Origin of the sequence: Streptococcus huangxiaojuni, from assembly GCF_040930515.1 — a bacterium.
Taxonomy (GTDB): domain Bacteria; phylum Bacillota; class Bacilli; order Lactobacillales; family Streptococcaceae; genus Streptococcus; species Streptococcus huangxiaojuni.
In genome coordinates, this window is the sequence record NZ_JBFQEG010000003.1 from 119,977 (window position 1) to 145,349 (window position 25,373).

A 25,373-nucleotide genomic window follows, 5' to 3' on the forward strand; every position below is an offset into this window, starting at 1 on the left:
CACGCTGACAGCCATCTTTTTCACTAGGATTTTAGGCCGTGTTCAATTCATAAGATACAAAGGGCGTTTAAAGCTCACAGCAAAAATAGGAGCCTGACCACCGAGTCACTAAAGACTCTAGGGAGGGCTATACTCACAGAGCAGCCACATTCGTACGTCAGCTTGCGCTTCCTACGACTGCGTCTCTTTTTTGCAAAGAGCTTAGCCCGTGTTCAATTCAACAAGATACAAAGACCGTGAAAAACGCAAAAGGAAAATGACGGTAAGTCCGAAATCTCTGATTTCGCAGACGCACCTCTGCCAAGATGGCTGAAAGGAGCGGGCTCTGCTTGCTTTCATTCGAATCAGCAATCAGGCCCTTATTCTGTAAATTCCCAGCTGCCGTTTCTTTGAATCAAACCGCTGGCAGAATCAAGGGCTGATTTATCATCAGCCTGAATATCCGTCCTGTTCAGCAAAATAATCGGCGTATGGGCAGCGGAAGAAAAAGCCAGCATCTGTTCATTTTCATCTCTGACTGTCACTTCCAGTTTGACCTTGATGTCATTAAGTGCTGACAGATCACACTCATAGGTAACTGTTTTATGGCCTTTGCCTGCTGTCGGATAATCCATGGAATTATCATTGTAAACCCAAATATTGCGGTCGATATCCGTTAAAGACAGAGCAATATAGGTGGGAGTATCATCTAAAACATCATAAGAAATGGCAAATTTAATTTTTTCATCCGGCCTGATACGACTCTCAGACAGCAACTTTACCTGCAAATTATCAACTTGCGCTGCTTTTGTTTCAGCAGCTGCCTGACTGTCATCTTGTTCTGTCTTATCATCAACAACTTGTTCTGTATTGTCAAAACTGTATTGATTAGCCACATCAAAGGGCTCCCCATAGGCCTTCACCAGACCGTCTTCAATTAAAACCGCCCGGTTACAATATTTTTTAACCGCTGCCATGTCATGCGTAACCAGAATGGTGGTCTTACCGCTGGTCTTTCGTTCTAAAAAGTAGTCATTGCATTTGCGCTGAAACGCTTCATCGCCGACAGCCAGTACTTCATCAAGTATCAGAACATCTCCCTGCGCCTTAATAGCGACTGAAAAGGCCAGGCGCACCTGCATACCGCTTGAGTAATTCTTGAGCTTTTGATTCATAAATTCTTTCAGCTCAGCAAAATCAACGATATCGTCATACATAGCATCAATTTCGTCTGTTGAAAAACCGAGCAGTGCACCGTTCATATACACATTTTCCCGGCCGGTCAGTTCAGGATTGAAACCAACTCCTAACTCAATAAAGGAAACCAACTTGCCGTTTACTGTAACTTTTCCTTTTTCGGGAACATAAATCTGTGAAATGATTTTCAGAAGCGTTGATTTCCCAGAACCATTGCGGCCGACAATCCCAAAGAAGTCGCCTTCTGCCACTTCAAAATTAATGTCTCTGAGAACATGCTGCTCAGTATAACCTTTAATTCCCTTAAAACGATTAACCATAGCTGTTCTTAGACTATGGGTACTTTCTGTCGGTAATCGAAAATACTTACTGACATGATCAACTTTTACTGCAATTTTTTTATCTGTCATTAGAGAATCTCCGCAAATTTCTTGGATTGTTTATTAAATATCAAAAGTCCAATCAGAAACACAAGGATTGGCAAAAGATAAGGAATCGCGACAATAGATTTGTGATTAATCAGCTGCCAAATTGGGGTATTGGCATGGTCAATCAGGAAATACCGCAAGTCCTGAATAATCTGAGCCAAAGGATTAAGCATCATAAGCTTGCCAGCAACAATATTGCGCTCTGTTACAAAGGTAATAGGGTAAATAATCGGCGTAGCATACAGTCCGGCCTGCATGACGACTTCCCAAATTTGTGATAAATCACGGAATTTAACAAATAAAGCCGACAAAATCAGCGCAATTCCTGTTGCCATAAGAAAAAGCTCAATAAACAGAGGGACAATCATAAGTACTGTCCAGGAAAACTGCACACCGTTAAATAAGGCAAAAATCATCACAACAATCAGATTGATGCCGAAATTAATAGCAGCCCCGCAAATCGCTGAAACAACAATAATACTTTTGGAAAAATTTAGTTTTCTCAGCAAATCACCTCTTGTGACGATGGACACCATTCCCATATTGGTCGCTTCTGAGAAGAAGCCCCAAATCACATTAGCCAGCAAAAGCGCTACCGGAAAGTGGGGAACATCGCCGCCCAAACGTAAAAAGTGGATAAAGACAAGATACATAATCGCAAACAGCATCAAAGGCTTTAAAATAGACCAAAGATAGCCAATGGCAGAGCCTTGATAACGCAATTTAAAGTCTGTCTTAATTAATTCTTTCAGCAAGATACGGTTCTTTCGACTAAATAACCCCATTTATTTTCTCCTATAACCAAACTTAGTAACAATCAGTGTGCGAAAAACAAAGGTATGAAAAGCACGGTTTTTCTTAAATCCATGCGTTCTCAAAAGTTCCAAACGCTGGCTGAACGGTTTATCAAGTAAACTCACATAGGCTTCTACTAAGTCTCTGGTATCGTCAGATAAATCTAAGTCCAGCAGGTTTTCCGCCTGTTTTTGACTGGCAGTAATCAACAGCCAGTATTTCTCAAGAAGTTTATGCGGGCGCAGCCAGTTCTTCAGTCTTTTCGACCATGTTCTGGCTCCCAGCACATTGCTGTCATGCTGACGGTAAAGCTCTGTCGCTCTATCTAGATAAACTAAACGGCCCAAAGAACTGGCCAGCAGGGCCAAATACCAGTCATGCATCAGCAGACCGCGGCAGTGCCGCCATTGCTCAGCCAAAGCATGATTAATCAGCATTGTTCCGCCTGTTACTGTGTTTTCTGTCAATTCTGCCAGCAAGTCAGTGTTAGCATGTCCTGACTGAGTTTTTATCATACTCTCCTGTAAAATCAACAGGTTTCTGTCAACAATTTTTAAATCAGTATAAACAGCCAAAGGACTGTTTTTTTCGTATTTTGCCGCTTCCTTTAAAGTCATTTCCAGCTTGTCTTGCAGCCAAATATCATCTTGGTCGCTGAAAAAATAATAATCTGCCTTTTCATACTTAACAAGTGTAAAAAAATTCTGGATAACACCGATATTCTCCCGCTTATCCGCATTGATAAAGCGAATCCGCCTATCCTTTTTTGCATACTGCTCTATAATGTTCGGTGTCCCATCGCTTGAGCCATCGTCTCTGATTAAAAGCTGCCAATCTTTAAAAGTCTGTGCCTGAATACTTTCAATTTGCTCCGCTATAAAGCTCTCCCCATTGTAGGTGGACATCAGAATATTAACTTTCATTTAAAAATAAATCCTCATATTCCTTGGTAATTTTTTCCCAAGTATAGCGGCTGCTGACGATTTCTTTAGCTTTTTGCGCTAAATCAGAAAAATCAGTCTTCCCGTCTGTTCTTTCAAGAAGCTGAGCCAGAGCACCATCTTCTTTATTCCAGTAAAGGGCTGCCTCACCAGCAACGGAGCGGTTAAAATCAACACCTAATACCAGATTCAAATCTGTATGAGCCAAAGCTTCCAAAAGTCCGGGATTAGTCCCGCCGACCTCATGTCCATGAATGTAAGCAAAAGCATGCTCACGAAGATAGTTGAGCAAATCATGGTCATAGACTGTTCCAGCAAATTTAACCCGTTTATCCTCTTCAAAGTGGGTAGCTGCCTTTAATTTCTCAAAGAAAGGAGAGCCTTCATGATTGCAAATAATAAGCAGATCTCTTTGTGTTTTCGTCTGCATAAATTCACGAATAATCGTTTCATAGTTATTTTCTGGAACAAAACGACCGACTAGGAGGTAATACTGACCTTGCCTGAGCCCCCATTTTTTAAAATAGTCCAAAACACTGGAGCTGTCTGCCTTCAGCAAAGACAGGCCAAGGTCAGTCCCATAAGCAATAAATCGAGTCCGTGTATTAGGATAAGCCTGTTTAATATAATGTTCAATCCCGATATTATCAGCAATCACTAAGTCTGCCTGAGCTGCCATGCATTTTTCGGCATATTTCAGATAGGCCTGAACAGGTTTGGACCACTTAGAACGTTTCCACTCTAGACCGTCTGGATTAACATAAAGTTTACCGCCTACTCGCTGGATTTTTTTCTTAAATATACCGATAAAAGCACCAATTGTGTTGCCCAGTACATAAAAAATCGGTGATGCAATCTTTTCCTTTTCAATAAGAGACAAACTATATTGAATGGCCATCATATCATAAGCAATGACACGGGCAGGCCCGATTTTGGGTGCTTTAATAGTAAAACAGTCCGCTCCCAAATAAGTAAAATGGCTGTGGTGCTCCTCATCACTCAAACAGGCAACATGATAGCTAATCGCCTTGCTTTTTTTAGTTTTAATCAATTCTTCAACAAATGTTTCAAAACCACCATATTTAGCGGGCAGGCCGCGGCTTCCTATGATGAAAATATGCTGCATAAACACACTTCTCCATTTACATACAATCAAAGTCATTATACCATAATACCATTATTTTTGCGAAAAAAATTAAAAAGCCGGCCTCCCCCAGATAAGCTGTTTATCTAAGGAAAAGCCGGCTAAAAAACCTTTTATAAAAGCCACAAGATCCAGCTAACTCAAAAAACATAATACTATTTTGATCTGGAATTGTTTCACTCCCGCCCTGCCCTGTACAGCTGACGCCTGACAGGAGGCGTATTTGATAAACTGAACACACCCTAAATGCTGCGGGAAAAAGATGTGGCTAAGTTTAGAATTGATTTCAAGTTAGCTAGCCGTAGACGTCTGAAGGCTTTGTCGTCTTGACAGCCGACCGCACCCTTCTAGTCGTCTTGGCAGAGGGGCGTCTGCGAAATCAGAGATTTCGGACTTACCGTCAGCCGTAGACGTCTGAAGGCTTTGTCGTCTTGACAGCCGACCACACCCTTCTAGTCGTCTTGGCAGAGGGGAGTCTGCGAAATCAGAGATTTCGGACTTACCGTCAGCCGTAGACGTCTGAAGGCTTTGTCGTCTTAACAGCCGACCGCACCCTTCTAGTCGTCTTGGCAGAGGGGCGTCTGCGAAATCAGAGACTTCGGACTTACCGTCAGCCGTAGACGTCTGAAGGCTTTGTCGTCTTGACAGCCGACCGCACCCTTCTAGTCGTCTTGGCAGAGGGGAGTCTGCGAAATCAGAGATTTCGGACTTACCGTCATTTTCCTTTTGCGTTTTATACGGGCTTTGTATCTTGATAAAAAAAGCCTAGGAGCTTCTGTCCCAGACCCGATAAAAGGCAAAAATGCCTGTCAATCAGCTTTTTCTGCCATTATTAACTTTAAAGTAAAACCTGCTGAACCAAGGGATAAGAGGCTTACTGTTTTACCTCTTGTTTATAAAACTCCTGCAAAGCTTCCTGCCAGGTTGGAATAACAAAGCCTGTCGCTTTGGCTTTATCCAGACTCATGGTTGAATTAAAAGGACGCTTAGCTTTAGCCGGAAATTGGTCGGAAGCAACCGGCTTTACTGTAACATCTGTATCTTTTAGAATTTCAAGAGCAAAGTCATACCAGGTTGTATCCCCATCAGCATCATTAGACAGATGATAATAACCGAATGCTTTTTGATTTTCTGCCAAATAAGTCATAAATTCAGCCAGTGTTCTTGTCCATGTCGGACGACCGTGCTGGTCATTAACAACAGTAAGACTGTCATGGGTCTTAGCCAAATTCTGCATGGTAAAGACAAAATTCTTTCCATAATTGCCAAATACCCAGGCTGTACGGATAATGTAAAACCGGTCACTATATTTTTCAACTGCTTCTTCACCTAAACGTTTTGTCCGGCCGTACTCTGTCTGCGGATCAGGCTGATCTGTTTCCAGCCATTCTTGACCCAGCGGTTTACGACCGTCAAAGACATAATCAGTTGAAATATAGACCAGTGTTGCCTGATGTTTGGCTGCTGCCCGAGCAACATTTTCAGTGCCAGTGACATTAATGGCATAGTCCAGCTCTTTTCCTTCATCTTCTGCCGCATCTACAGCAGTATAGGCTGCACAATGGTAAACCAAGGTTGGCTGCACCTGTTCAAAAACAGCCTCTACCTTTTGCGCATCCGTAATATCCATCTCGGCAACATCTACAGCAACATAATCCTCATTGCGCTCATCCAGCAAATAGCGCAATTCTGTTCCCAGCTGACCGTTAGCACCAGTAATTAAAATCATTAAAAACTCCTTTAACCAAGAAACATAGGCCGTAAAACACCAAAAGAAAAACTCTGCTTCCCCAGACGTCTACGGCTGGCGGTTTTAGACCTGAGCGTGTACTTCCGGCAGTGTTTAGGCCATGTCCTATTTTAAATTTTATCGTCACCCTATTTTACACTAAAAAAAAGGATTTTTCATCCTTTTTATTTTTTAGCGAATGCCTAGTGCTATTCTAGCATAGCGGCTCATTTTTTCGATATTCCAGGCGGGTGTCCAAACCAATTTGACTTTTGTTTCAGTGACTTCCGGAATATCTTTCATCACATCATAAATTTGGTCAGTCAAGAGATCTGCCAAAGGACAGCCCATGGTAGTCAGTGTCATATCAATTTCCGTATACCCGCTGTCTTCAAAACGAATTTCATAAATCAGTCCAAGATTGACAATATCAATCCCCAATTCAGGATCAATGACCATCTCAAGCGCTTCAAGAATTCGATCCTTTATATGAGCTACCTCTTCTTCCGTATATTTTTTTTCAGCCATATTCCATCTCCTTTGTCTTGTTTCAGCCTTATATCAAATCGCTTACTCTTTCTGCCAAACAAGAACAGTCCTCTGACCTGACAATTCTTTTAGCCGTTAAACAGCTGTCAGTCTTCGATAAAATCGCGCAGCTGCTTGCTGCGGCTGGGGTGGCGCAGTTTGCGCAAAGCTTTTGCTTCAATTTGGCGGATACGCTCACGGGTCACATTGAAGACCTTACCCACATCCTCGAGCGTCCGCATCTTGCCATCATCCAGTCCAAAACGCAAACGCAGCACATTTTCTTCACGATCAGTAAGAGTATCTAACACTTCATCCAGCTGCTCCCGCAAAACGACACGTGTTGTGTAATCTATCGGATTTTCAATAACTTCGTCCTCGATAAAATCACCGAGATGGCTGTCATCTTCTTCACCGATTGGTGTTTCAAGCGAGACAGGTTCCTGCGCAATCTTAAGAATTTCACGTACCTTGTCCGGCGTCATATCCATGCGTTCAGCAATCTGTTCAGGAGTCGGGTCCTGCCCAAGTTCTTGAAGAAGGTTGCGCTGTTCCCGAACTAATTTGTTAATTGTCTCTACCATATGGACTGGTATCCGAATCGTCCGAGCCTGATCGGCAATTGCCCGTGTAATCGCCTGGCGGATCCACCATGTAGCATAGGTCGAAAATTTGAATCCTTTAGAATGATCAAACTTATCAACCGCCTTCATCAGACCCATATTGCCTTCCTGAATTAAATCAAGGAACTGCATACCGCGGCCAACGTAACGCTTAGCAATAGAAACTACCAAACGCAGATTGGCCTCAGCTAAGCGCTGTTTAGCTTCCAAATCCCCGTTAGCTACAGCTACCGCCAGCTTCGTTTCTTCCTCGCTGCTCAGCAAAGGCACTACCCCTATCTCCTTAAGATACATACGGACAGGGTCGTTGACCTTGGCCGAATTGCTGCCAAGAAGTTCTTCATCAGTCAGCTCTTCGGGTTTTGGCTCTTCAATAATATATTTTGCAGAAGGGTTTCCATCTTTGTCGGTTATCGAAATACCGCCATCTGTCAACCTTTCAAGGAGATCATCAATTTGGTCAGCATCAAGAGCAAAAGGGATAACCAGTTTTTCTGTCACCTCATCATCAATAGCTATCCCTTCTTTTTTATGATTGCGAATAAATTCAGCAACTTGAACATTAAATGTTGTTATCTCTTTTTCTTTGGCCATTATTTTCCTCTATTCCATTTGTCTTTTCTGGGCAATTAAATTTTCTAAGGCTTTTAAAGCTCCATCAACATCTCCGTGATTGCTGGACTCACGGATTATCTTGCTCTGCCGGCGCAGTTCCTGCTCTTTTAGCAAGCGGGCGCGCTTATTCTCCAAATCAGCCATCTCACCCGGAGCAATCTCCTGCGGCAGATTTTCTTCAAGCATCTGATAATAAGCCTGTCTGAGCTGATCGGACATCTGAGCTAAATCCCAATCGGTGATTTCACCTTGCTTCTTAGCAATCCGGTACAAAGCTTCAAGTTCCTCAGTTTCAAATGAAAACTCCTCCTTATTTCTGTACTCGCTTAATAAATAGTCATGATGAAGCAGACGATGCAAGAGCTGGTTCTCTGTTTTTACAAGAGCAGAAAGGCTCTTTGAAAGCGGAAGATTAACGGTCTGTTCCGGTCTCTGCCTGGAACCTGTATGGCGCTGTCTAAGCTGCGAGCGCTCCGTCAGCCGCTCATTGTTAACGGCCTGCTCTACCTGCAGGTAATCAAAGTCCGGCAGTAAATCGGCCACCATATTGATATAGGTGTTTTGCGCTGTAATGGAAGGTGATCGGGCAATAATTTTTGCAATCTGCTCGACATAGGCAATTTCTGACTGCAGATTGTCGCTGTTTTCCGGTTTGAGGTACTGTATCAGAAACTCCTCACTGCTGATTCGGGAATTCTCCAGCAGATTCTGCAAAGCTGCCGGAGAGTTCTTTTGACTAAACTCATCCGGATCCATTTGATTAGGCATACGGACAATTTCGACAGATAAATCTGCCAAAAGTTCCAAAGCTTTAGCAATCGCTTGCTGCCCTGCCCTGTCACCATCATAGGTGAGGATAACTTTTTTAGTGAACTTTTTCAGATGGCTGACATGATCAGGTGTCAAAGCCGTCCCCATAGAAGCCACCGCATTCTCGCATCCGGCACTGTAAGCCGCTATGACGTCCATAAAGCCTTCCATCACATATACTTCATGTTTTTTAGTGATGAGCGTTCTGGCTTTATCCAAATGATACAGTTCATAAGATTTATTAAAAATAAGCGTTGAGCGTGAATTTTTGTATTTCGCCTCCTGCCTGCCGGAATTTTCCTGCCAAGTCCAAATCCGACCGGAGAAAGCAATCACCTGCCCCTGATCATCAGTCAGCGGAAACATAATGCGGTTTCTAAACGCATCATAAACACCGTCAGTTCGCTGAGAAATGTTGAACAGCCCCGAATCCGCAATCGTCTCTTCTGTGTACTTTTCCTTCAAAGACTGATAAAGATAATCGCTCTCATCAGGAGCAAGCCCGATATTAAAATAAACGATAGTCTCATCTGTCAGACCTCTCTGATAGAGATAATCACGCGCCGCCTGCCCCATCTTGGTTGTCATTAAAACTGCATGGTAAAATTTGGCAGCATCTTGATGAATATCGTAAAGATTTTGATGCGGACGAGAACGCCCTGACTGAGCAGGTGCAGTGTCCAGCTGGAGCGGTATGTTGCCGCGTTCAGCAACTATTTTGACGCTCTCTAGAAAACTGACTTGCCGGTACTCTTCAAGGAATTTAAAAACATCCCCGGATTTTCCGCAACCAAAACAGTGGAAAAACTGCCGATCTTCAATAACATTAAAAGAAGGCGTCTTTTCCTTATGGAAAGGACAGAGCCCTAAATAATTGCGGCCAGCCTTAGACAGACTGACAACTTCTCCAATAACATCAACAATATTAACGCTGTTTTTGATTTCGGTAATCTTGTCTTTATCTAAGGCCAAACGCTCACCTCCACACAAAAACCCATTTTAGTCTTACATTTCATTATAGCATTTTTCATACTATCTGTAAATTTTAAAAAATCAAGCACCTATCTTGCTTTTCACAGATATTTTCTTTATAATGGAAAACAATAAAATAGAAAGGATCAAAAATGATTAAAGAACTCAAAGAATTTTTATTCCGGGGAAATGTTGTTGATTTAGCTGTTGCCGTTGTTATGGGGGCTGCTTTCAATGCTATCATCACTTCACTTGTCGGCGATATCATCACTCCTTTGATTCTTAACCCGCTGGTTGAAGCGGCAGGAGTTGAGAATTTAACTGGGCTTTCGTGGCACGGTATCGCTTACGGCAGTTTTTTGAGTGCTGTTATTAATTTCCTTATCGTTGGCACAACACTGTTCTTTGTTGTTAAAGCTGCTAATAAAGCAACAGCGCTCGGTAAAAAGCAAGCTGAAGAAGCTGAAGCCGAAGCTGGCCCGACACAAGAAGAGCTGCTCGCTGAAATCCGTGATTTATTAGCACAAAAATAATAGCTCAGACTAAAAAAGAGAAAGATGCAAAACCGATAAATCCTGAAAATCGATCGCCCCTCATTCTCTTCATTTAATCACTTATATTTATGATGGTAAGAGTTTGGGGCAAGCCCCAAACTCTTATTTTTTCAAACTGATTGATAAATATAAAAGCGGCATTCAAAAAGAGCTGGGAATTCCCAGCTCTTTATCTATATTTAGAATTTTTTACGCTTGCGAGCTGCTTCTGATTTACGCTTACGTTTCACAGAAGGTTTTTCGTAGAATTCACGCTTACGTGATTCTTGAAGAGTCCCAGCTTTAGTCACAGAACGTTTGAAACGACGAAGAGCATCGTCCAGTGATTCGTTTTTACGTACGACTGTTTTTGACATGTGTTTCACCTCCTCAAGACTATTGTAACGACATACGTTCTTCACTATTCTATATTTTTCCCGCTCCTTTGTCAAGCATCAGTTCTAATCAGTATGTGTCTTTTTTTCTGGGAACTTTCAAATAGCCTAGAAAAACATCAAAAACAGAGAATTCTTATCATCGAAAAAAGACTGAAACAATTTTTTCCTCTGCTTCAGTCTTGACGATATTAGCTTTTCTATGCTACAATACTGTGTGACTGATTAAGCAAAGCTCTATTTTGTCTTAATCGGTGCTCAGGAGTTACCCGCTCCTGAGCTTTTTTCGTTTTCTGTTGAGTACATTATACCATAAATGAAACTAAAATGTAAAGAAAAACAGCACAAAAAAGCCTTAAAAATTCTGTTTTTTCGGCTATTAGTATCTATATTGTTGTCGATCATAGCCAACATATTTTCCGGCTTTTTTCAAAATTTTCTGCGATGGAAATGGATTACTATTAGCATTATCTCTTAAAGGCCCCACACCAAAGCTATTAGTGTGATAATATTGGTATTCTTTACGCCAATCACCAAAAAAGAGCTCCTCCAATTGATCGATTCTCTCTAAAAGAATAAGCCTCGCCATCGCACAGGCACCTTTGATTGACCAGTATATCCCACGGTGTTTCATTCGATAAGTGACTTGTCGATGTTGACTTTCCATACTGCCAATTCCATTCGGCGATAGGCCTCTTAATTTAGGTGGTTTAGTATCCTTAAAATTGGCAAGAAGTTTCTGACGAAAATTTTGAAAATCATAATATTCTTCTTCTTCAAAGATTAAAGACTCAGTAGTATCTAAAACCGTTTTTAATAATTTTCGATCGTGAGTATGAACCGCTTTAAAAGCTAAATCTTGGAGGACTCTTGGATAGGATTTAAAAAATTGTTTGAGTTTTTCTTTAACATGATAAGCATCCCAAAAATGTTCGTGACGTTTAATCTTGAGTGCCTTTTGAATATTTTGAAAAACGCGTCTGGTATACCCTTTTCCATTATCTGAATTAGTCACTAAAATAGTTTGATCGGTGATTTCAAAATGATTATACAAATAATCTAATAACTCATCTCTTGCTACATCATAATCAGTATGAATAATTTCATGCTTGTTAAGTAGGACCGACCGCCCATGTACTTTTTTGGTTCCTGTATGAATAAGGAAGTGTGCCAAATCTGTATTATGTTTCCCGTTATCTCCAGAAGTTGTTTTCACCAGAACACCATCGCCTTCAACGTAAATAATCGGTGCTTTGATTTTTTCTGGCACCTCTTCCTCAACAAAATAATGGTAGTGACTCTTTTCAGATAATAGTTTTCCTGTTAGCTTAACGGCTTTTAAAACCGTATCCTTTGAGATATCTAAGTTATAAGCTAGCTTCACAATACGGCAGACTTGCCGATAAGACACCATTGACGCATACCTTGCTAAATGATATATGAGTTCTGACGAATACCGCATATACTTTTTTAACCCTAGCCACTCGTCTACAGGATAGCGGGTCTTTGTTCCTCGTCGCCAGCGGTTTCTTGAAAATGTCATTTCACCAAAGGTAAATAGTACCGTTCGCTCACTGCTGTCCACTCTTTTATAGCCATTAGCCCGCATGGTGGGCGCTATCTGCTTATCATAATCAGCAATTTTCTTTAAGAACAGTTGCTTACAATGCTCATCACGTTCGGCAACAAATCCCTTTTCATTAAATCTAACTATTCCCATAGGACTATTTTAGCGAATTTTTGGAAAGTTTGTGAAATAATATGCTTACTATTAGTTTCCAATTGACTCTCCAGAATCGTTGACTGACTAAAATCACTCACAAAATAATGACTAGTGCCTGGTTTCCAACCGTATAAACATGGCTCATGTTGCCACTGATAAGCCTTTCTTAAAGTGATTTTTCGGTATCCTGATTTTGACGTTTAATGTCACGAGAGCGAATAGTCTCTTTGATCTCTTGATAAGTCGTATAAGTCTTTAGAGTATCCTCAAAGAATTCTTGAAGTGCCTCTCGTTCCAACTCGAATTGTTCAATAGCTTGCATGATATCAGCTAGTGTCAAATCTCTCGGAAGGTCTAAGTCATCTAATAACTGAGCCGCAGGTAAACGATTTTCGGGTGTTTGGTCAAGTGCAAGTAAGGCCCCTTCAATTTTATGATAGTGAGCCAAACGCTCATCCAATTGTTTGAGTTCTTGGTTGGTCTCTTCAATTTTGGTATTGAAGCGTTCTTCTAAATTTTGGAACTGTGTACCGTCTGTTACGCCATGTTCTACCAAGAAATTATATTCCTTAATGAGCTCTCGCATAGATGAAATCTTAGGATTTTTGGTAATCAGCACTTCTCCATTTTGTTTCGCTAATTGTCGGGCAACAGTCTTCCCCATCATATAACGATTCTTTTGTGATTGGTCAGGATTCAGAAAATAAAAGTAATCTTTTTCTTTGATATAGATGGTATAATTGCCATCTTCTGTTTTATCCACCTTGTGAGCTGGTACTAAAATGGTGCCACTATTTAAAGCGCCATAGTCCATTTGAAGATAGATGCCTTGGCTACTTTCCTGCTCCACTTGCCACCGAGCAACCTCTAATTTCAATTCAAAATCATTATCCGCTTGAGTTCTTTCTTCTTGATAACGTTCCTTGATTTCGGAGGCATCATAAACCAATTGATTTTTCGCTACCCGTTCTTTAATATGTTCAAAGGAATAAATTCTTTTCTTAGATAATGTGCGATCTCTCGTGTTTTTTTCTTGGTACTTCTCTTCTAAAGGAACTAGCAAGCGATACTTGGCAAACTTTCCAGAAAAATCAACGTGAAGATCCAGTGCTTTAGCTTTCTGTTTAAAATCTTCTACTGAGGTTGATTGCTTCAAAAGAAAATTTAACCGTTGTTTAATCTCATAACTAAAATTATTTTGACGTCGCCAAGCTGAATACTTCGTATAAGAATTTTTCATGGTTGGTTCAATAATTTTAGCACCATATTTGGCGGCATGCTTATCCGAAATAGCTCTCAAATTTTTAAGTGTATTCTTTTGCCAACGCATTTTCTTTAGCGTTGAGGTATTTGTCGTTGATAAAATGATATGGTTGTGTAAGTGATTTTTATCAACATGTGTTGCAATCACAAACTCATAGTCTCCCCCTGTAAATTCCATCATGGTTTGTCTACCAATTTTATGGACTTGCTCGGGTGTTAGATTATCATCTGGTGAAAACGATTGGATGATATGGTGAGCTAAGACCTGTTTTCCTGAGGACAATTCCTTAAGATCATCATCACCTTTTTTAAAAGCAGCTGCTAGCTTTGTCATCACCATTTCTTCATCAGCTATTGAATAATCTTCGATACCATTTAAAGAGACGAGATGAATGTGTTGCTGATGTTCTTTCCAAATCACAGGAAAGTCAATGTCTGTTTCAAACCCTTCTTGTGGGATAACTGATTTTGCTTTGTTCAAAATATAGCGCACCGCAATTTTTAAATTGGCGGGTGTTTTAATTTGTTTGGGTGGTTTTATAGCTACCATTCATCATATGTCCTTATCTCTTTAGTTTTTCTTTCCTGCAAACTTTTCTTCTCCGCACTAGAGATTTTAGTTGTAACCATCTCTTTAATCTCTGATAAATAAGCTAAAACTTGTTCCAACTCTTCTGACGAGATGGTTTGATTTTCATTAGCATGTTTAGCAATCTGGTTAATGTTTCCACCAATTCGATTGATAGCGACTCGCAAATGTTTTAACTCTGAAAAATCAATCTGCACCAGTTTTCCCTGTATCAATTGGTTCTTTGCATAGTATTGAAAAGTCGGCGTCTTCATTTGTTCTATGGCATGTCTTACTTGATTATATTCCTTCTGCGTAAAATAAATTTCCTTGCGGATATTCCGTTTCCGCCTATCCATATTTTGAGGCATAGCTTCTACCTCCCTTCTTGTGGCAAGCTTAGCATTTGCCCGGGCAAATGCGAATTTAAAAAAGGTTAGAGAAGGTCAATCTTAAGATTTTCCTTCTCTCCTTTTTCAGTTTTGGGGAAGACCCCAAGCCCCCTAAAGCCTGTCTCCTTGTAAGGAGTCCAGACTTATTTTTTAAGAGACCTTTAGTGAAAGGGTTTTAAAAAACGATTGAGGAATGATATCGTTTTTTCGTCTTCTACTGTTGTTTTCAGTGATTTTGCTTTCAACTGTTCACCTAGACGGGTGAGCTGTTGATCATCTAGCTCTTGAAAAATAGACTGACCTCGTTTAAGGTCTATTAAGACAATTTGTTCCTCAAGAACTGTTTGAAAATCTTCGTCAGAAATAGTCTGCAAGAGCTGGATACTGTCGTTAAAATAAGTGATCAGAATCATGTCCCCTTCAGAAAAAGAGGCTCTATCTTCCTGTAATTGGTCAATGAGTTTTTGGCGAGTGAGGCCTTTAGCTTCTGGGGAAAGTCCTTGGATGATGTCACCATCTAAGACTGGAAGAATATCCGATAATAAAGTAATGAGTTTCATTTCCTGGGTAATAGTCATGAGTGTTGTCCTCCTTAAGAATGAGTTGTTTTTAACTTGACCTTAGGTGTTTTTGAGCTGTCTCGTTCGGTCATTTCGAGAGCCCCTTTTCTTTTTTTGATTGTGCTTCCTCTTTCATTTCTTTTTTATGGTCCTCAACTGCTTGCTTGGTTTGGTCTTTATATTTTTGAAGTTTTTGTTCAAATTGTTGCTGACTTTGTCTTTGTTGGACTAAGCGCAACTGTTCCAGTTCTTGATCCATTCGAACCATTAAACTTTTGGCTTCTTGTTGAACAATATCAAGTTGTGCTTCCAAATCTGCAAGGGTTTCTTTATCATTCGACCAACCTGCCAAATAATCAAAAGAGTAGTCAGCTGTGTCAATACCATAGTAAGAAGCGACCACATAAGCCACACTTTCTGCTTGGAGTTCAGCGGTGCTTTTAGTAAGCTGTTCTTGCTGAGGATTGTTATTATGATGTAATTCTGAGTGAGCCGTTTCGTGTAAGAAGGTCTTAATAATTTGTGACTTGTTCATCTCATTACTGCGTAAAACAATTTGGTTTTCCGTTGGGTTATAATAGCCAAATGTTGACCGTTCCATCTCCTCAAACCGAACAGACACGTTATTGGTTTTGGCAATACTCATAAGAGCACGATAGAGGTTTGCATAATCCAAATCCGTCAATTGTTCCTTCACCTTGGCAGCTTTTGGCATCGCTTTTCCTTCTGTCTGAGAGACATCAAAAGTGGTGGGTTTTAGGCGGAACGCTAGTCCTGTTTCTGGCTTGCCATCTTTATCTAAGATGGGGTGTCCCTGTTGATCTTTCTTCACGTAGGTTACTGGAATAATGACACTCAACGCTTTCTCTCCTCGTTTGACATGACGATCAAATTTTTTCCAAGTATTATAAGGAGCGAGGTAAGAAGCATCTGGCTTTTGAGCTAAAATCAAGCGCAAGTTTCGGCTAGAGTATTGATTAAACTGACTCATTTTTGTCAGGAAATTTTTATAGTTTTCTGAGTTCAGGTAAGCTTTAATGCCTTCTTTAAGGTGTTGGTTAAGCCCTGCAATATCCTTATTTTTGATGAGATCAGCAACAGCAACACTACCTGAAGCAAGGAACGTTTCTTCTGGCTCAAGAGTATTTTCATCTACTCCTTTAGAACTTGGTGTTGATCTAAAATCATAAGGATTGGTTCCTTGTTTTAGCTCCTCTTCATCTGAAATACCATCACCATCTGAGTCTCGTTTAGCAGAAAGTTGCTCCATTTCTTCTCTGTAAGCTTCTTCTTGATAGCGGCTAAACTCATCATTTTTTAGAATATCTTCAAACCGTTTCCCACCATCTCTCACATACTCTTCATTGATAGACAGTTGGTCGAGTTGACCATCACGCTGGCGATAAACAGCAAGAACAATATTTTCTTTTCCCTGAAGACTTTCGGATAATTTTTCTTTCATTCGCATGACTGAAGCAGGAATACCAACACCATCAACATCCCTAATGGCGAGTAATAAATCTTCGTCATTAGTTTTGATCGCCTGAGATAAGTCAATCCGATTGAATTTTTCAACCTCCGATAGATCGTTAAAAACAAAGGATTGAGACGATAGGATATCTGGTAATAAAGGAAGAACCATTGATTTATCTTTAATAGCATGAGACACTTGGATATTGCCATAATCTCCAACGCCTCGGGCAAAATCATAAACCACTTGTTTCATCTCAACTCCTTTTGGTGAGATACCAGTCAAGTGAGCGAAGTTTTCATCAGAAAACTGGACACTTAATTTTCCTAACGTCTCTCCGTCTTGATACAAATACGAGATGGTACTTCCCGATAGCTCCCTTAAATACCATTGAGCTGTTGCTTGTAAGCCTGGGGCAAATTTATTAAGCCTATTTAATTCTCCATTGGTGATAACGTGATACCCTGGTTTTATGGTTGACATTCTCTCATCTTTAGTGGTAAACTTTAAGTGAGCAATGGCAGGAAAATCAGGTTGTGGTTCGTCCACAACGGGCTTCGATGCTGCCCCTGGAGATAAGTCTCCTAAAGAATCGGGATTGCGATGTGAATCGCCCGCATTGCTATATGGCTCTTGACTTCGGTCAGGAGCTTTTTCTTTTTGTTCTGTCACTGTCACTAGTTCTCGCTCCCTTTCTTTTTGTATTTGTAAATACTCATTCCAATCCATCTTTTCTTGATTTACTTCTTTAGGGGGCCGTGCATCAATGACTGGAATGTCCTTGTCTCGCAAACTCTCTAGGAAATCTGTTCCTGCTTTGTCATTATCAACAGCAAGAGTAATGAGGTCTTGATAAGCGCCATTATGAAAAAGGGTTGTTTGTTGGGCAGCATTCTTCAAAAAGTTTGAAGCGGTTTGTAAGTCCCTGCTTTTCGTATAATCAAACGTCTCATCCTTAATCTCACCTAAGTCTTGTAGTAATTCCATAGCATAATGCGAGATAACACCTTCTTTTAAACCATCCATCGCCACCAATCTTACATCCTCTAGCGTCTCCTTGTGCAGTTCATAATAAGACATAAGGTCAATCGGGGCTTCTGTCACTACTAACCGTTTGGGAGAGCCAATCGCTACATTTAATCCACTAATTCCTTCAGATTGGTACATGATTTGTTTTAAATAGCCTTTTCCCTCATAACGGTCTTTATTTGGTGTCAACCCTTGAAGACTAGCCCCAACCATTTCCCCGTCACGGCTATAACTTTTAAAGACAAGAACACTCTCTGCATAGCCATCTTTGGCTCGACGTCGCGCTTGTGCTAGCATTCCTCGATTTAAAAAGAAGTCAATAGTCTCATCAGATACCCCCCTAACCGTTTTAAGATAGTGTCTAGCCTCATTAAACGGTTCTTCATAGGAGCTAAGTGTGTATTTAAAAGGCTGTCTCACCTCTTCTTGCCGTTTTGCTTCAGGGTAAGGGTAATCCCCATGATCCAAAAAAGCTATAGCTTATCCATACGTAACCTGACGCATTTCTTGTACCAAATCTATCGTATCCCCATAAATTCCTCTCGAATACCAATTCCAAGTATTCTTAGTCGTATCAATTTTAAAAGAATCGTGTTCTTTCCAATAATATTCCTTATGGGAGCTGCGTCTCATCTCCATTCCAAGACTTCTTGCGACATCAAGAATGGAAAGAGACTTGGCTTGTGCTTTCGTTAATGCCATCTACTTTCCCTCCTTCAGTAATTTTTTAAAGAGCTCATAGCCTTCAGGAGTACTTTCAAAGCCTTCTGCAAGCAATGGCTCTTTTTGCTCTATTGTCACAAAGAGATGAGGGGCCAGTTGATAAAACGTTGCTTCATCTGCTTGTTCCAAAACCCGCCAAATAGCCTGCTGTTCTAACATTAAGTTTTCTGCTTTTAAGGCAAGTGGTTGGCTAATGGTTTCTAAATAGCCGAGTCGTCTTTTTGTATTATTCATCATATCGTCCTTTCCACTAGCTTAAGCTGCAAAGAGCTCTTCAAATTCTGGGGTTAAATCTGTCGCATGAAGCAACAGACCATCAATATCTGTTCCTTTTCGGGTGTAGTTATACCAAGTCTCCTTATCTTCAGGAGAGTGGGCGATTTCATGTTGTCTTGGATGATCGTAAACACTAGCTTTCTTGTCCCTAAAAACATTTTGCTTAGAGATAAAGACAAGACCTTCATCAACACCAATGCGAGCGACCTCATCAGGAGTTAACAATGGGCGACCTTGAATTTGTTTGTTTTCACTAGAAGAACCGTTACGATAACTATGCGATCGTGAGGTTGACCTTGTTCTTATGGTTTGTTTTCCTGAACGGGTTGAGTAATACTCCATGGTGTCCTTATCATTTGTTCCTAAGAAAAGATGGGTTGCGCAGTTATTAAAGATTGTCTTCCAATCACTCTTATAAAGCGATTCCAGCTGATTAACGGCTTGAATAATAATTTTAATAGACATCTCACGGCTACGAATAGAAGATAAAACTTGCGCAAAGTTTGGAATACGGCCGATTTGTGCACATTCATCCAAAATAAATTGGATATGCCTTAGATTTTGTCGACTGTAGCCAGCAACCTTCCCCTGGAGAATATCATCTGCCTGGTGTGTGAGCACCTCAAAGCTAATCGCAAATAAAATAGAGGATAGGAAGTTAAAGGCGTTGTTTGTTTCAGGAATCGCAATAAAGACAGCCGTTTTTTTGGTATTCCAAGTATCAATCTCCATGGTATCCTCACTAATGAGTTTTCTAACATCATTGTGATCAAAAATGGAATAGCGCGACGAGAGAATGGCTACCACACTATTTCGCGTTTCACCTTTAAAGTTTTGAAATAGTCTCCACTGTTTACAAGCATAATTGCCAGGTTGACGTTCATCCAATTCTTCAAACATTTGCTCCACAGGACTAGGGATATCAGGGTCTTCACGATAAATACTTCGTAAGAGATCTGCCACATGACCTAGATTAGGCATATAAAGTTGTGTGCCTGTTTCGGGGTCCTTAGAGTCAAAATAAAGGTAACCAATGAGCGCTCGTTGCAACATCAGTTCAGCTTGTACCCAAAAGTCCTCGCCCGTGTACTCACTTTTCTTAGTTCCTTCTGTGATGGCTTCAGAGATACGGTCAATATCTAACTCAGAGCTCATGTAATGAAAAGGATTGAAGCGATCAGAGTTCGTTAAGTGGATCAGGTCAAAAACTTTAACAGCATACCCATGCTTTTCAAGCATCTTCCCTGTTTCATGGACAAGGTTCCCTTTAGGATCTGTTACCACAAAATTCGAATTCAACTGCATGAGGTTAGGCAAGACAAACGTAAATGTTTTCCCATCCCCAGGAAGACCAATCACAATAACATTTTTATTGAGTTGGACATTGTAAGCTAGACGGAAGTTAAAGAGTCCCATTTTGACCTTCTTGGTAAAGATCATATTCTTATCAACCTCTTTATCTTCAAAGCGTTTCATCTCCCGTAACGTCGCAAAGCGGGCACTCCCTTGCTCTTCACCATTACGGTAAGCACTCTTATCTCCAGAAACATAAACTAACAGCGGGAGAGAAGCGCCGATAAGTCCCGCATAGAGAGCACCTGAGTCAAAAAAGATACCAAGGCGAAAAGCAGCTAAATTTTCCAATAACCAATTCAGGCGTACCATTCCCATAAAAGGGACGGCTTCGGTTGCTAATTGGTAATAATGATACAACGATTGACACAGAATAAAGGAAAATAGCCCCACCAGTAGGTAAGGCCAAGTTGGCTTTTTAGTCATCGTTCTTTTTCCTTTCCAAGTCCTTTAGTAACAACAGGACTCATTCCTTTATAAACAGTATGAGTCCTGTAATAAGCAATTTTTTCTTCAGGGGTCATTTCATGTGGCTTTTTTAACACCTTTTTAGAGAAATTTTCCAAATTTTCAGGGTTCTTTGTGACCTCTGAAATCATCTGTTTAATCGCTTTTTCTGCTAACAGACGATTCTTGCTTTCAAAAAAGAGATGGGTTGTTTCACCTTCTTGGTAGTAGGTAAAGCCAACTTTGAGTTCTTCCAAGTAATGTTTTAGCTTTTTGAGGTGTACTTCACTGCTTAAGAGTTGTTCAACATCCTTTTGAGATTTGGTTGCCATAAAGTCATTAAGCTGTGCTTCCCCTTCAAAGGTTCGATTTTCCATTTTATATTGCTGGTTATCATGATAAGACTTAGCTAAAGCATAGAGGGCTTGAATAGTCATCTCTAAGGTGATTTTCCCCTTTAATGCCAAAGAATGGCTTGTTCTTTCTTGGTCCATAACATCCCTTTCTAGTTAGGATAATCTGTTAGTTTAGGCGCTTTGATGATTTGATAACCATAAGGAGCTCGTTTCTGCTCTTTTACGGTTACTTTTAGCCGTTTTTGACTCCAGTTATCCCCATCTTTGATGGCCAAAATATAAGTTAGTTGATAGGTTTTATCACCCGTTTGGGAAGTGGTCTCTAAGATCACTGATTGCAATTGGCCTGATTGATGCCTTAAGTTAAGTTTTGGTGAGACAAAGTCATCTAGGTCTCCTTGTTCTGAATAGTAGTAAGTAAGAAAATAACGCATGAAGGTGTCTAGCTTTCCAGTTTGTGACTGGAGGTTTTCTAATTGGGTGACTTGTTGGCTTAAACGTGCCACTTGTTTTACTTGATTAAAGACCAGGGTGGTAGAAAGGCCTGCTAGCATTAGACTAACCACGATAGCTCCCCCAGCTCCCCATTTACCAATCGTTTTTATTAGAGAGCCAGACTTAGAAGGAGTCTTAGACTTAAAAGTTGTGTCCGAGACGGGCTTTCTAAGGTCTTGTTTCTCTTTTGAGCTGGGGTCTTGATCGTTCTTGACCTCAGAGCGCTTCCGAAAAGCAAAACTTTTTTCTTTTTTTGAGGGTTCAGGAGATGTGGTCGTATTGGTCTTTAGAAAAAGGCTATCTGTGATGCCATCAAAAGGAAGAGAGATGTCTTCCTGGTAAATCACCACTCCTTTTTTATCAAGCTCTTCTACCAATAATAACCCTTCCGCCTCTAGATGCTTAACTCTCGCATTTTCTCGCTCAATGGCTTGTAAGACTAAATCCCTATTCTTGTAGGTCGTTGTCGTGTTTTGTGTCTGATTGGTTAAACGGTACATGGTCTGCTTCTCCTTTCAATTTTCCCTCCGCAAGGGCTGTTTCAATATCCGCCCAGGTTAAATTATATTTGGCCAAATAATCTGAGCGTTCTTCATGTTTTGCTAGGATAATTTGTGTTTCCAGCTCTTTAAGGCGTTCTTCTTCTTTTTTGACTTTCGCTAAGTAGTCAGCGAGTCGCTTTTGTGCTTTGGTTTGTTGGGCTTTTAATGTTTCAAGTTTTGTCATGTTAATTGTCTCCTTCTTCAGTAGATTGTTCTGTGGTTGGTTGGTTAAGGGTTGGTATAGAACCTTCTTGGCTAGCCGTTAAGGTGTCAACAATCAGAATGGATTCAATCTGATTCACCAGATACTTCTTATCCTGTTTAATATAACTAATACGAAGCGTGCTATTTGATAGCACATCGGTTTGAGCATTCGTATAGTCGTTCTTTTTTTGAAGTTGCGTCTGGGTATAGGTAACTTGAGCTAGAACCACATGATTTTCTTCATCAATGTAAATAGTGGCAGACTTAAGCTTTGTATCAACCACATAGCCCTTATACGCTTGTGTGGCAGGTTCCTCCTCACTATTGACCTCTTGTTGGTAAGCTCCTTCTGTCATAAAAGGAAGATAGCGGTTACGGTTTTCTCCTAGGTCTTTTTTGGTAAAATAAGCCGTCAAAAACGCTTCAACGTAATCTGCGGTTAACTCGCTTCCTTCTGCTTTTTTAGTAGTCTGTTTAGTCGTCGTTTTTGTCTCTTTAGTTGTCTGGTCAATTTTTGTTGTTCCAAAATTAAACCAGAAGACTAGGCCTAAGACAAGAAGAACAGTTAAGCCTAGACCTGCCAACTTTAGAAACTTCAGTTTTTCAGTGTCAAGCATTTTCATCAATATTTCCTTCTTTCATTTTTTAATTTGGGGTTGCAAACGTATAGTAAATGGCTGGTTGACAAACTCGCCAATGGATCTGACTTTGATTGCCTGCATAGTTGTATTCTGATACTAGAAAGCTGCCATCGCTATTGACCGCCTCAACAATCATGACATGGCCATAAGCTGCATAAGTATTGTCAAAGCCACCTGCGGTTGAGCAAACCGCACCAACACTTGGGAAACTACTGGTTTTCCATCCTTTAGCAGCAAGGTTTCTCACCCAGTTCTGACCATCACCAAGATAACCGTAAGTCCCTGAAAGATCCGTAATTTCTCCCAATTCCACTAGGCGGTTATAGGCATACCAAGTGCATTGACCTACTGGATAACCACTCCCCGCTTGTGTCGTCGTACTCGCAGATGTTGGCATGTTTTTGATTTTGTCCCGATATTCCTCAGGAAAATCCCAGGAGGAAGCAAGCGTTCCACCACCAGCCACCTGTTGACTTAGGAAGTTTAACATTTGCTTTGCATTATTCTGACGTTCTAGCAGCTTATCTCCTGCATTGCCTTCCCAATTATTGAGAAAACGTTTGGTGAGTGTGTCCACGTCATCACTGCTCGTTAGGATTTCCTTAGCAATTGTTGTGTAATAAGGATTATCACCATTTAACATAAAGTCTAGTTGTAATTCCAGATCATACCATTTCTTTCCTTGACTAGTCGCATATTGACGAAGTAGCGTTGATCGATTAGCTCCATCTGAAGTATCCGTCCACATGCCTAGACCTAATCCTCGGTGAACAACTAAGTTTCCTACACTAGCACCTTCACTATAGCCCATATTCAGCCAAGCTTCATCGTCCCAAGACGATTCACTTGCACCAATAGGTGGGGACAAATAATCACTTTCAGCTCGTTTGGCCGTAATACTACTTTCCGTCGCAAAGTTCCCTAACATAGCAGCTAACCCATTGTCAGTAAGATTAGGAATTTTTGATTTTAAGTAATCTCGAATACTTCTAGCTTTTGTCGCTAAATCCCCATCAAGTGTTGTTAACACTGAGGTCGTTTGGTTGTAAGTCACAGACTGAAAGTAAAAGCCTGGGTTGAGTGCTGTCCACTTGGCCTCTTTATCTTTCGTTGCTTTTTCTTCCAACTTCTGATATTGAATGGTCTGATAACCGTTTGTCGTTACTTTTCCGATTTCATCGCCAGATGTGATCTCTGTGCTATCTGTAACACGGATACTACCAACTTTTTCAAAAGTGAAAATAGCCTCATCTGTTTGAATAGCTACGATATCGTCTTTGATACTTATCTTCCCAGATAAAGGAGCTCTTAAGGTCTGACCTGTTGTTGCCTTCAATTGTGTTTTTTCATAGACATCTGTAGTTGAGGTATAACCAAAACGCTTCAAAATAACTAAAGCATCGCTATAACCTTCCTCTTCTTCCGTATAAAAGGGATTATCTAGTTCTTGATAAGCAGGGTAACGTCCAGTTTCCTTAACTAAGTCGAGTAACTCCTTATACTTTTCTTGTTCATCTTTATCAAGTTTAGCCCACTTTAGTGTTGAAGAAGACCCGTAGAGGTCTGCCATGGTTTTGAGATTGCTTGGGCCATCATTTAGATGGTTCCATAAATCGTTTAGAGCATCCGAAAAGTGATTAAAACCTAGGTTTCCAGCTAACTCTCCACCTGTTCCCTCATTCCAATTACTATCTGGGTTCCATTCACTACCATAGCGGTAGTTCATGAAAAAGAGGATATCATCTATGTTGGTCCAATAATCTACTTTGTCATTAGATTTCTCTCGATCTCGTTTACTCATCTGTAGCCAAGATTGGTTTAAATCAAACTCATCTTGTTGGACTGGACCACTACCTCCTAGAACCCCCATAAAGAGGGCTAGGAAACCAAAAATCAGAAACATCAGGAAATAGGACTTAACCGTTAATGGATTAGCCAAAATAGAGCGGATCGGTTTTGAACCCACTTTTAAGGCTGTTCCCATTCCTTTAGCGGCTCTCCCTGCTTTAGTTTGTGCGACACGTTGTCTTACTTGGCGAACTTTTCTCGTGAGTTTACCTTCCCAAGAAAATTCTTCTGGGGTTCTAGTATAGCCACGTCCACGGATAAAGTTATAAGTACGGTTCAACTGACCATAGCTATGTTTGATAGTGTACTTGGCTAGCTTTCCACCTGCTTTAAGCGCATGTTTAGAAGCGTTCTTTTGATAGTGAAATTGGCGAATATCTTGTCTAGATTTGACCAAATCCCCTAAGATGTCATTATCCCGTACCGTTTGCTCAACATTCTGCCGAACTTTCATCCTAGCGCCTTGTTTGGTGCGTCGCTTCAAGCGATTGGGAATATAAGTATCATCATCTTTTTTAGCTCGCTTATAAATGGTCTTTGCGACTTGTTTATCGAGTCTTGCCTTATCTTGTTGTTGCTTAAAGAAAAGGGCCTTAGCTGTAGGTTTAGGTTTTTGATGCAAGGCATAGTCTTTTTGAGCTAGACGATAGTCTTTCTTAGCTGCTTTGTAAGCCATTTTAGACTCCAAGCGAGCTTCCTTAGGCACCTTACTTCTATTGGACGTGATGCCTTCTTTTATCCGTTGTTTACGTTCTTGTCTGGCTTGTTTGGAATCTGTCTCATACATCAACTA

21 protein-coding genes and 2 pseudogenes are annotated in these 25,373 nt (G+C 40.7%); 1 reads left to right on the plus strand and 22 read right to left on the minus strand.

Going from position 1 to position 25,373, the window contains the following annotated elements:
* Positions 1-359: 359 nt before the first annotated feature.
* The 8 genes from AB3329_RS03225 to dnaG all read right to left on the minus strand — a co-directional run bounded on the left by AB3329_RS03225 (position 360) and on the right by dnaG (position 9,761).
* Complete coding sequence (locus AB3329_RS03225; protein ID WP_368394309.1) at positions 360-1,586, minus strand: ABC transporter ATP-binding protein; 1,227 nt, start codon at positions 1,584-1,586, stop codon at positions 360-362.
* Positions 1,586-2,389, minus strand: a complete 804-nt coding sequence (locus AB3329_RS03230; RefSeq protein ID WP_368394310.1) for an ABC transporter permease — start codon at positions 2,387-2,389, stop codon at positions 1,586-1,588. Before AB3329_RS03230 ends, AB3329_RS03225 begins: the two co-directional genes overlap by 1 nt.
* Positions 2,390-3,322 (minus strand): glycosyltransferase family 2 protein, encoded by a 933-nt coding sequence (locus AB3329_RS03235; RefSeq protein ID WP_368394311.1) that lies wholly within the window; start codon positions 3,320-3,322, stop codon positions 2,390-2,392.
* Positions 3,312-4,466, minus strand: a complete 1,155-nt coding sequence (gene cps2T / locus AB3329_RS03240; protein ID WP_368394312.1) for a beta 1-4 rhamnosyltransferase Cps2T — start codon at positions 4,464-4,466, stop codon at positions 3,312-3,314. Before cps2T ends, AB3329_RS03235 begins: the two co-directional genes overlap by 11 nt.
* A gap of 892 nt (positions 4,467-5,358) precedes the next feature.
* Positions 5,359-6,213 (minus strand): dTDP-4-dehydrorhamnose reductase, encoded by an 855-nt coding sequence (gene rfbD / locus AB3329_RS03245; protein ID WP_368394313.1) that lies wholly within the window; start codon positions 6,211-6,213, stop codon positions 5,359-5,361.
* Between the two features lie 192 nt (positions 6,214-6,405).
* Positions 6,406-6,741, minus strand: a complete 336-nt coding sequence (locus AB3329_RS03250) for a metal-sulfur cluster assembly factor (RefSeq protein ID WP_368394314.1) — start codon at positions 6,739-6,741, stop codon at positions 6,406-6,408.
* A gap of 107 nt (positions 6,742-6,848) precedes the next feature.
* A complete protein-coding gene (rpoD, locus tag AB3329_RS03255) occupies positions 6,849-7,958 on the minus strand; it encodes an RNA polymerase sigma factor RpoD (RefSeq protein WP_368394315.1) in 1,110 nt (369 codons plus the stop codon).
* Between the two features lie 9 nt (positions 7,959-7,967).
* Positions 7,968-9,761, minus strand: a complete 1,794-nt coding sequence (gene dnaG, locus AB3329_RS03260; protein ID WP_368394316.1) for a DNA primase — start codon at positions 9,759-9,761, stop codon at positions 7,968-7,970.
* 152 nt (positions 9,762-9,913) lie between these two features.
* On the opposite strand from dnaG, the gene mscL reads away from it, so the two are divergent.
* Positions 9,914-10,294 carry a large conductance mechanosensitive channel protein MscL gene (gene mscL / locus AB3329_RS03265; RefSeq protein ID WP_368394317.1) on the plus strand — a complete coding sequence of 127 codons (381 nt, stop codon included), beginning with the start codon at positions 9,914-9,916 and terminating at the stop codon, positions 10,292-10,294.
* A gap of 200 nt (positions 10,295-10,494) precedes the next feature.
* Here the strand turns inward: mscL and rpsU are convergent, their stop codons facing one another.
* The 14 genes and pseudogenes from rpsU to AB3329_RS03335 form a co-directional block, all read right to left on the minus strand.
* Entirely contained in the window at positions 10,495-10,671 is a 177-nt protein-coding gene (rpsU, locus tag AB3329_RS03270) for a 30S ribosomal protein S21 (RefSeq protein WP_000048058.1), read from the minus strand.
* 397 nt (positions 10,672-11,068) lie between these two features.
* Positions 11,069-12,409 (minus strand): ISLre2 family transposase, encoded by a 1,341-nt coding sequence (locus AB3329_RS03275; protein WP_368394318.1) that lies wholly within the window; start codon positions 12,407-12,409, stop codon positions 11,069-11,071.
* A 44-nt stretch (positions 12,410-12,453) separates the two neighbouring features.
* Positions 12,454-12,579: pseudogene (locus AB3329_RS03280) on the minus strand (DNA modification methylase); the annotation flags it as partial.
* Positions 12,579-14,225 (minus strand): helical hairpin domain-containing protein, encoded by a 1,647-nt coding sequence (locus AB3329_RS03285; RefSeq protein ID WP_368394319.1) that lies wholly within the window; start codon positions 14,223-14,225, stop codon positions 12,579-12,581. The gene AB3329_RS03285 and the pseudogene AB3329_RS03280, both read right to left, overlap by 1 nt.
* Positions 14,219-14,614, minus strand: a complete 396-nt coding sequence (mobC, locus tag AB3329_RS03290; RefSeq protein ID WP_368394320.1) for a plasmid mobilization relaxosome protein MobC — start codon at positions 14,612-14,614, stop codon at positions 14,219-14,221. Before mobC ends, AB3329_RS03285 begins: the two co-directional genes overlap by 7 nt.
* A gap of 182 nt (positions 14,615-14,796) precedes the next feature.
* Positions 14,797-15,213: a hypothetical protein gene (locus AB3329_RS03295; RefSeq protein WP_368394321.1), complete on the minus strand. Its 417-nt coding sequence runs from the start codon at positions 15,211-15,213 to the stop codon at positions 14,797-14,799.
* A 70-nt stretch (positions 15,214-15,283) separates the two neighbouring features.
* Positions 15,284-18,397: pseudogene (locus tag AB3329_RS03300) on the minus strand (PBECR4 domain-containing protein).
* Entirely contained in the window at positions 18,398-18,655 is a 258-nt protein-coding gene (locus tag AB3329_RS03305) for a hypothetical protein (RefSeq protein WP_368394322.1), read from the minus strand.
* Between the two features lie 18 nt (positions 18,656-18,673).
* The gene (locus AB3329_RS03310) at positions 18,674-20,473 is read right to left on the minus strand and encodes a VirD4-like conjugal transfer protein, CD1115 family (RefSeq protein ID WP_368394323.1); all 1,800 of its coding nucleotides are present in this window, start codon (positions 20,471-20,473) and stop codon (positions 18,674-18,676) included.
* Entirely contained in the window at positions 20,470-20,988 is a 519-nt protein-coding gene (locus tag AB3329_RS03315; protein ID WP_368394324.1) for a hypothetical protein, read from the minus strand. Before AB3329_RS03315 ends, AB3329_RS03310 begins: the two co-directional genes overlap by 4 nt.
* 11 nt (positions 20,989-20,999) lie before the next feature.
* Entirely contained in the window at positions 21,000-21,845 is an 846-nt protein-coding gene (locus AB3329_RS03320; protein ID WP_368394325.1) for a hypothetical protein, read from the minus strand.
* Positions 21,793-22,071, minus strand: a complete 279-nt coding sequence (locus AB3329_RS03325) for a type III restriction endonuclease (RefSeq protein ID WP_368394326.1) — start codon at positions 22,069-22,071, stop codon at positions 21,793-21,795. Before AB3329_RS03325 ends, AB3329_RS03320 begins: the two co-directional genes overlap by 53 nt.
* A gap of 1 nt (position 22,072) precedes the next feature.
* Positions 22,073-22,714, minus strand: coding sequence for a hypothetical protein (locus AB3329_RS03330; RefSeq protein WP_368394327.1), 642 nt, complete (start codon positions 22,712-22,714; stop codon positions 22,073-22,075).
* A gap of 22 nt (positions 22,715-22,736) precedes the next feature.
* Positions 22,737-25,367, minus strand: coding sequence for a phage tail tip lysozyme (locus tag AB3329_RS03335; RefSeq protein ID WP_368394328.1), 2,631 nt, complete (start codon positions 25,365-25,367; stop codon positions 22,737-22,739).
* Positions 25,368-25,373 lie beyond the last annotated feature (6 nt).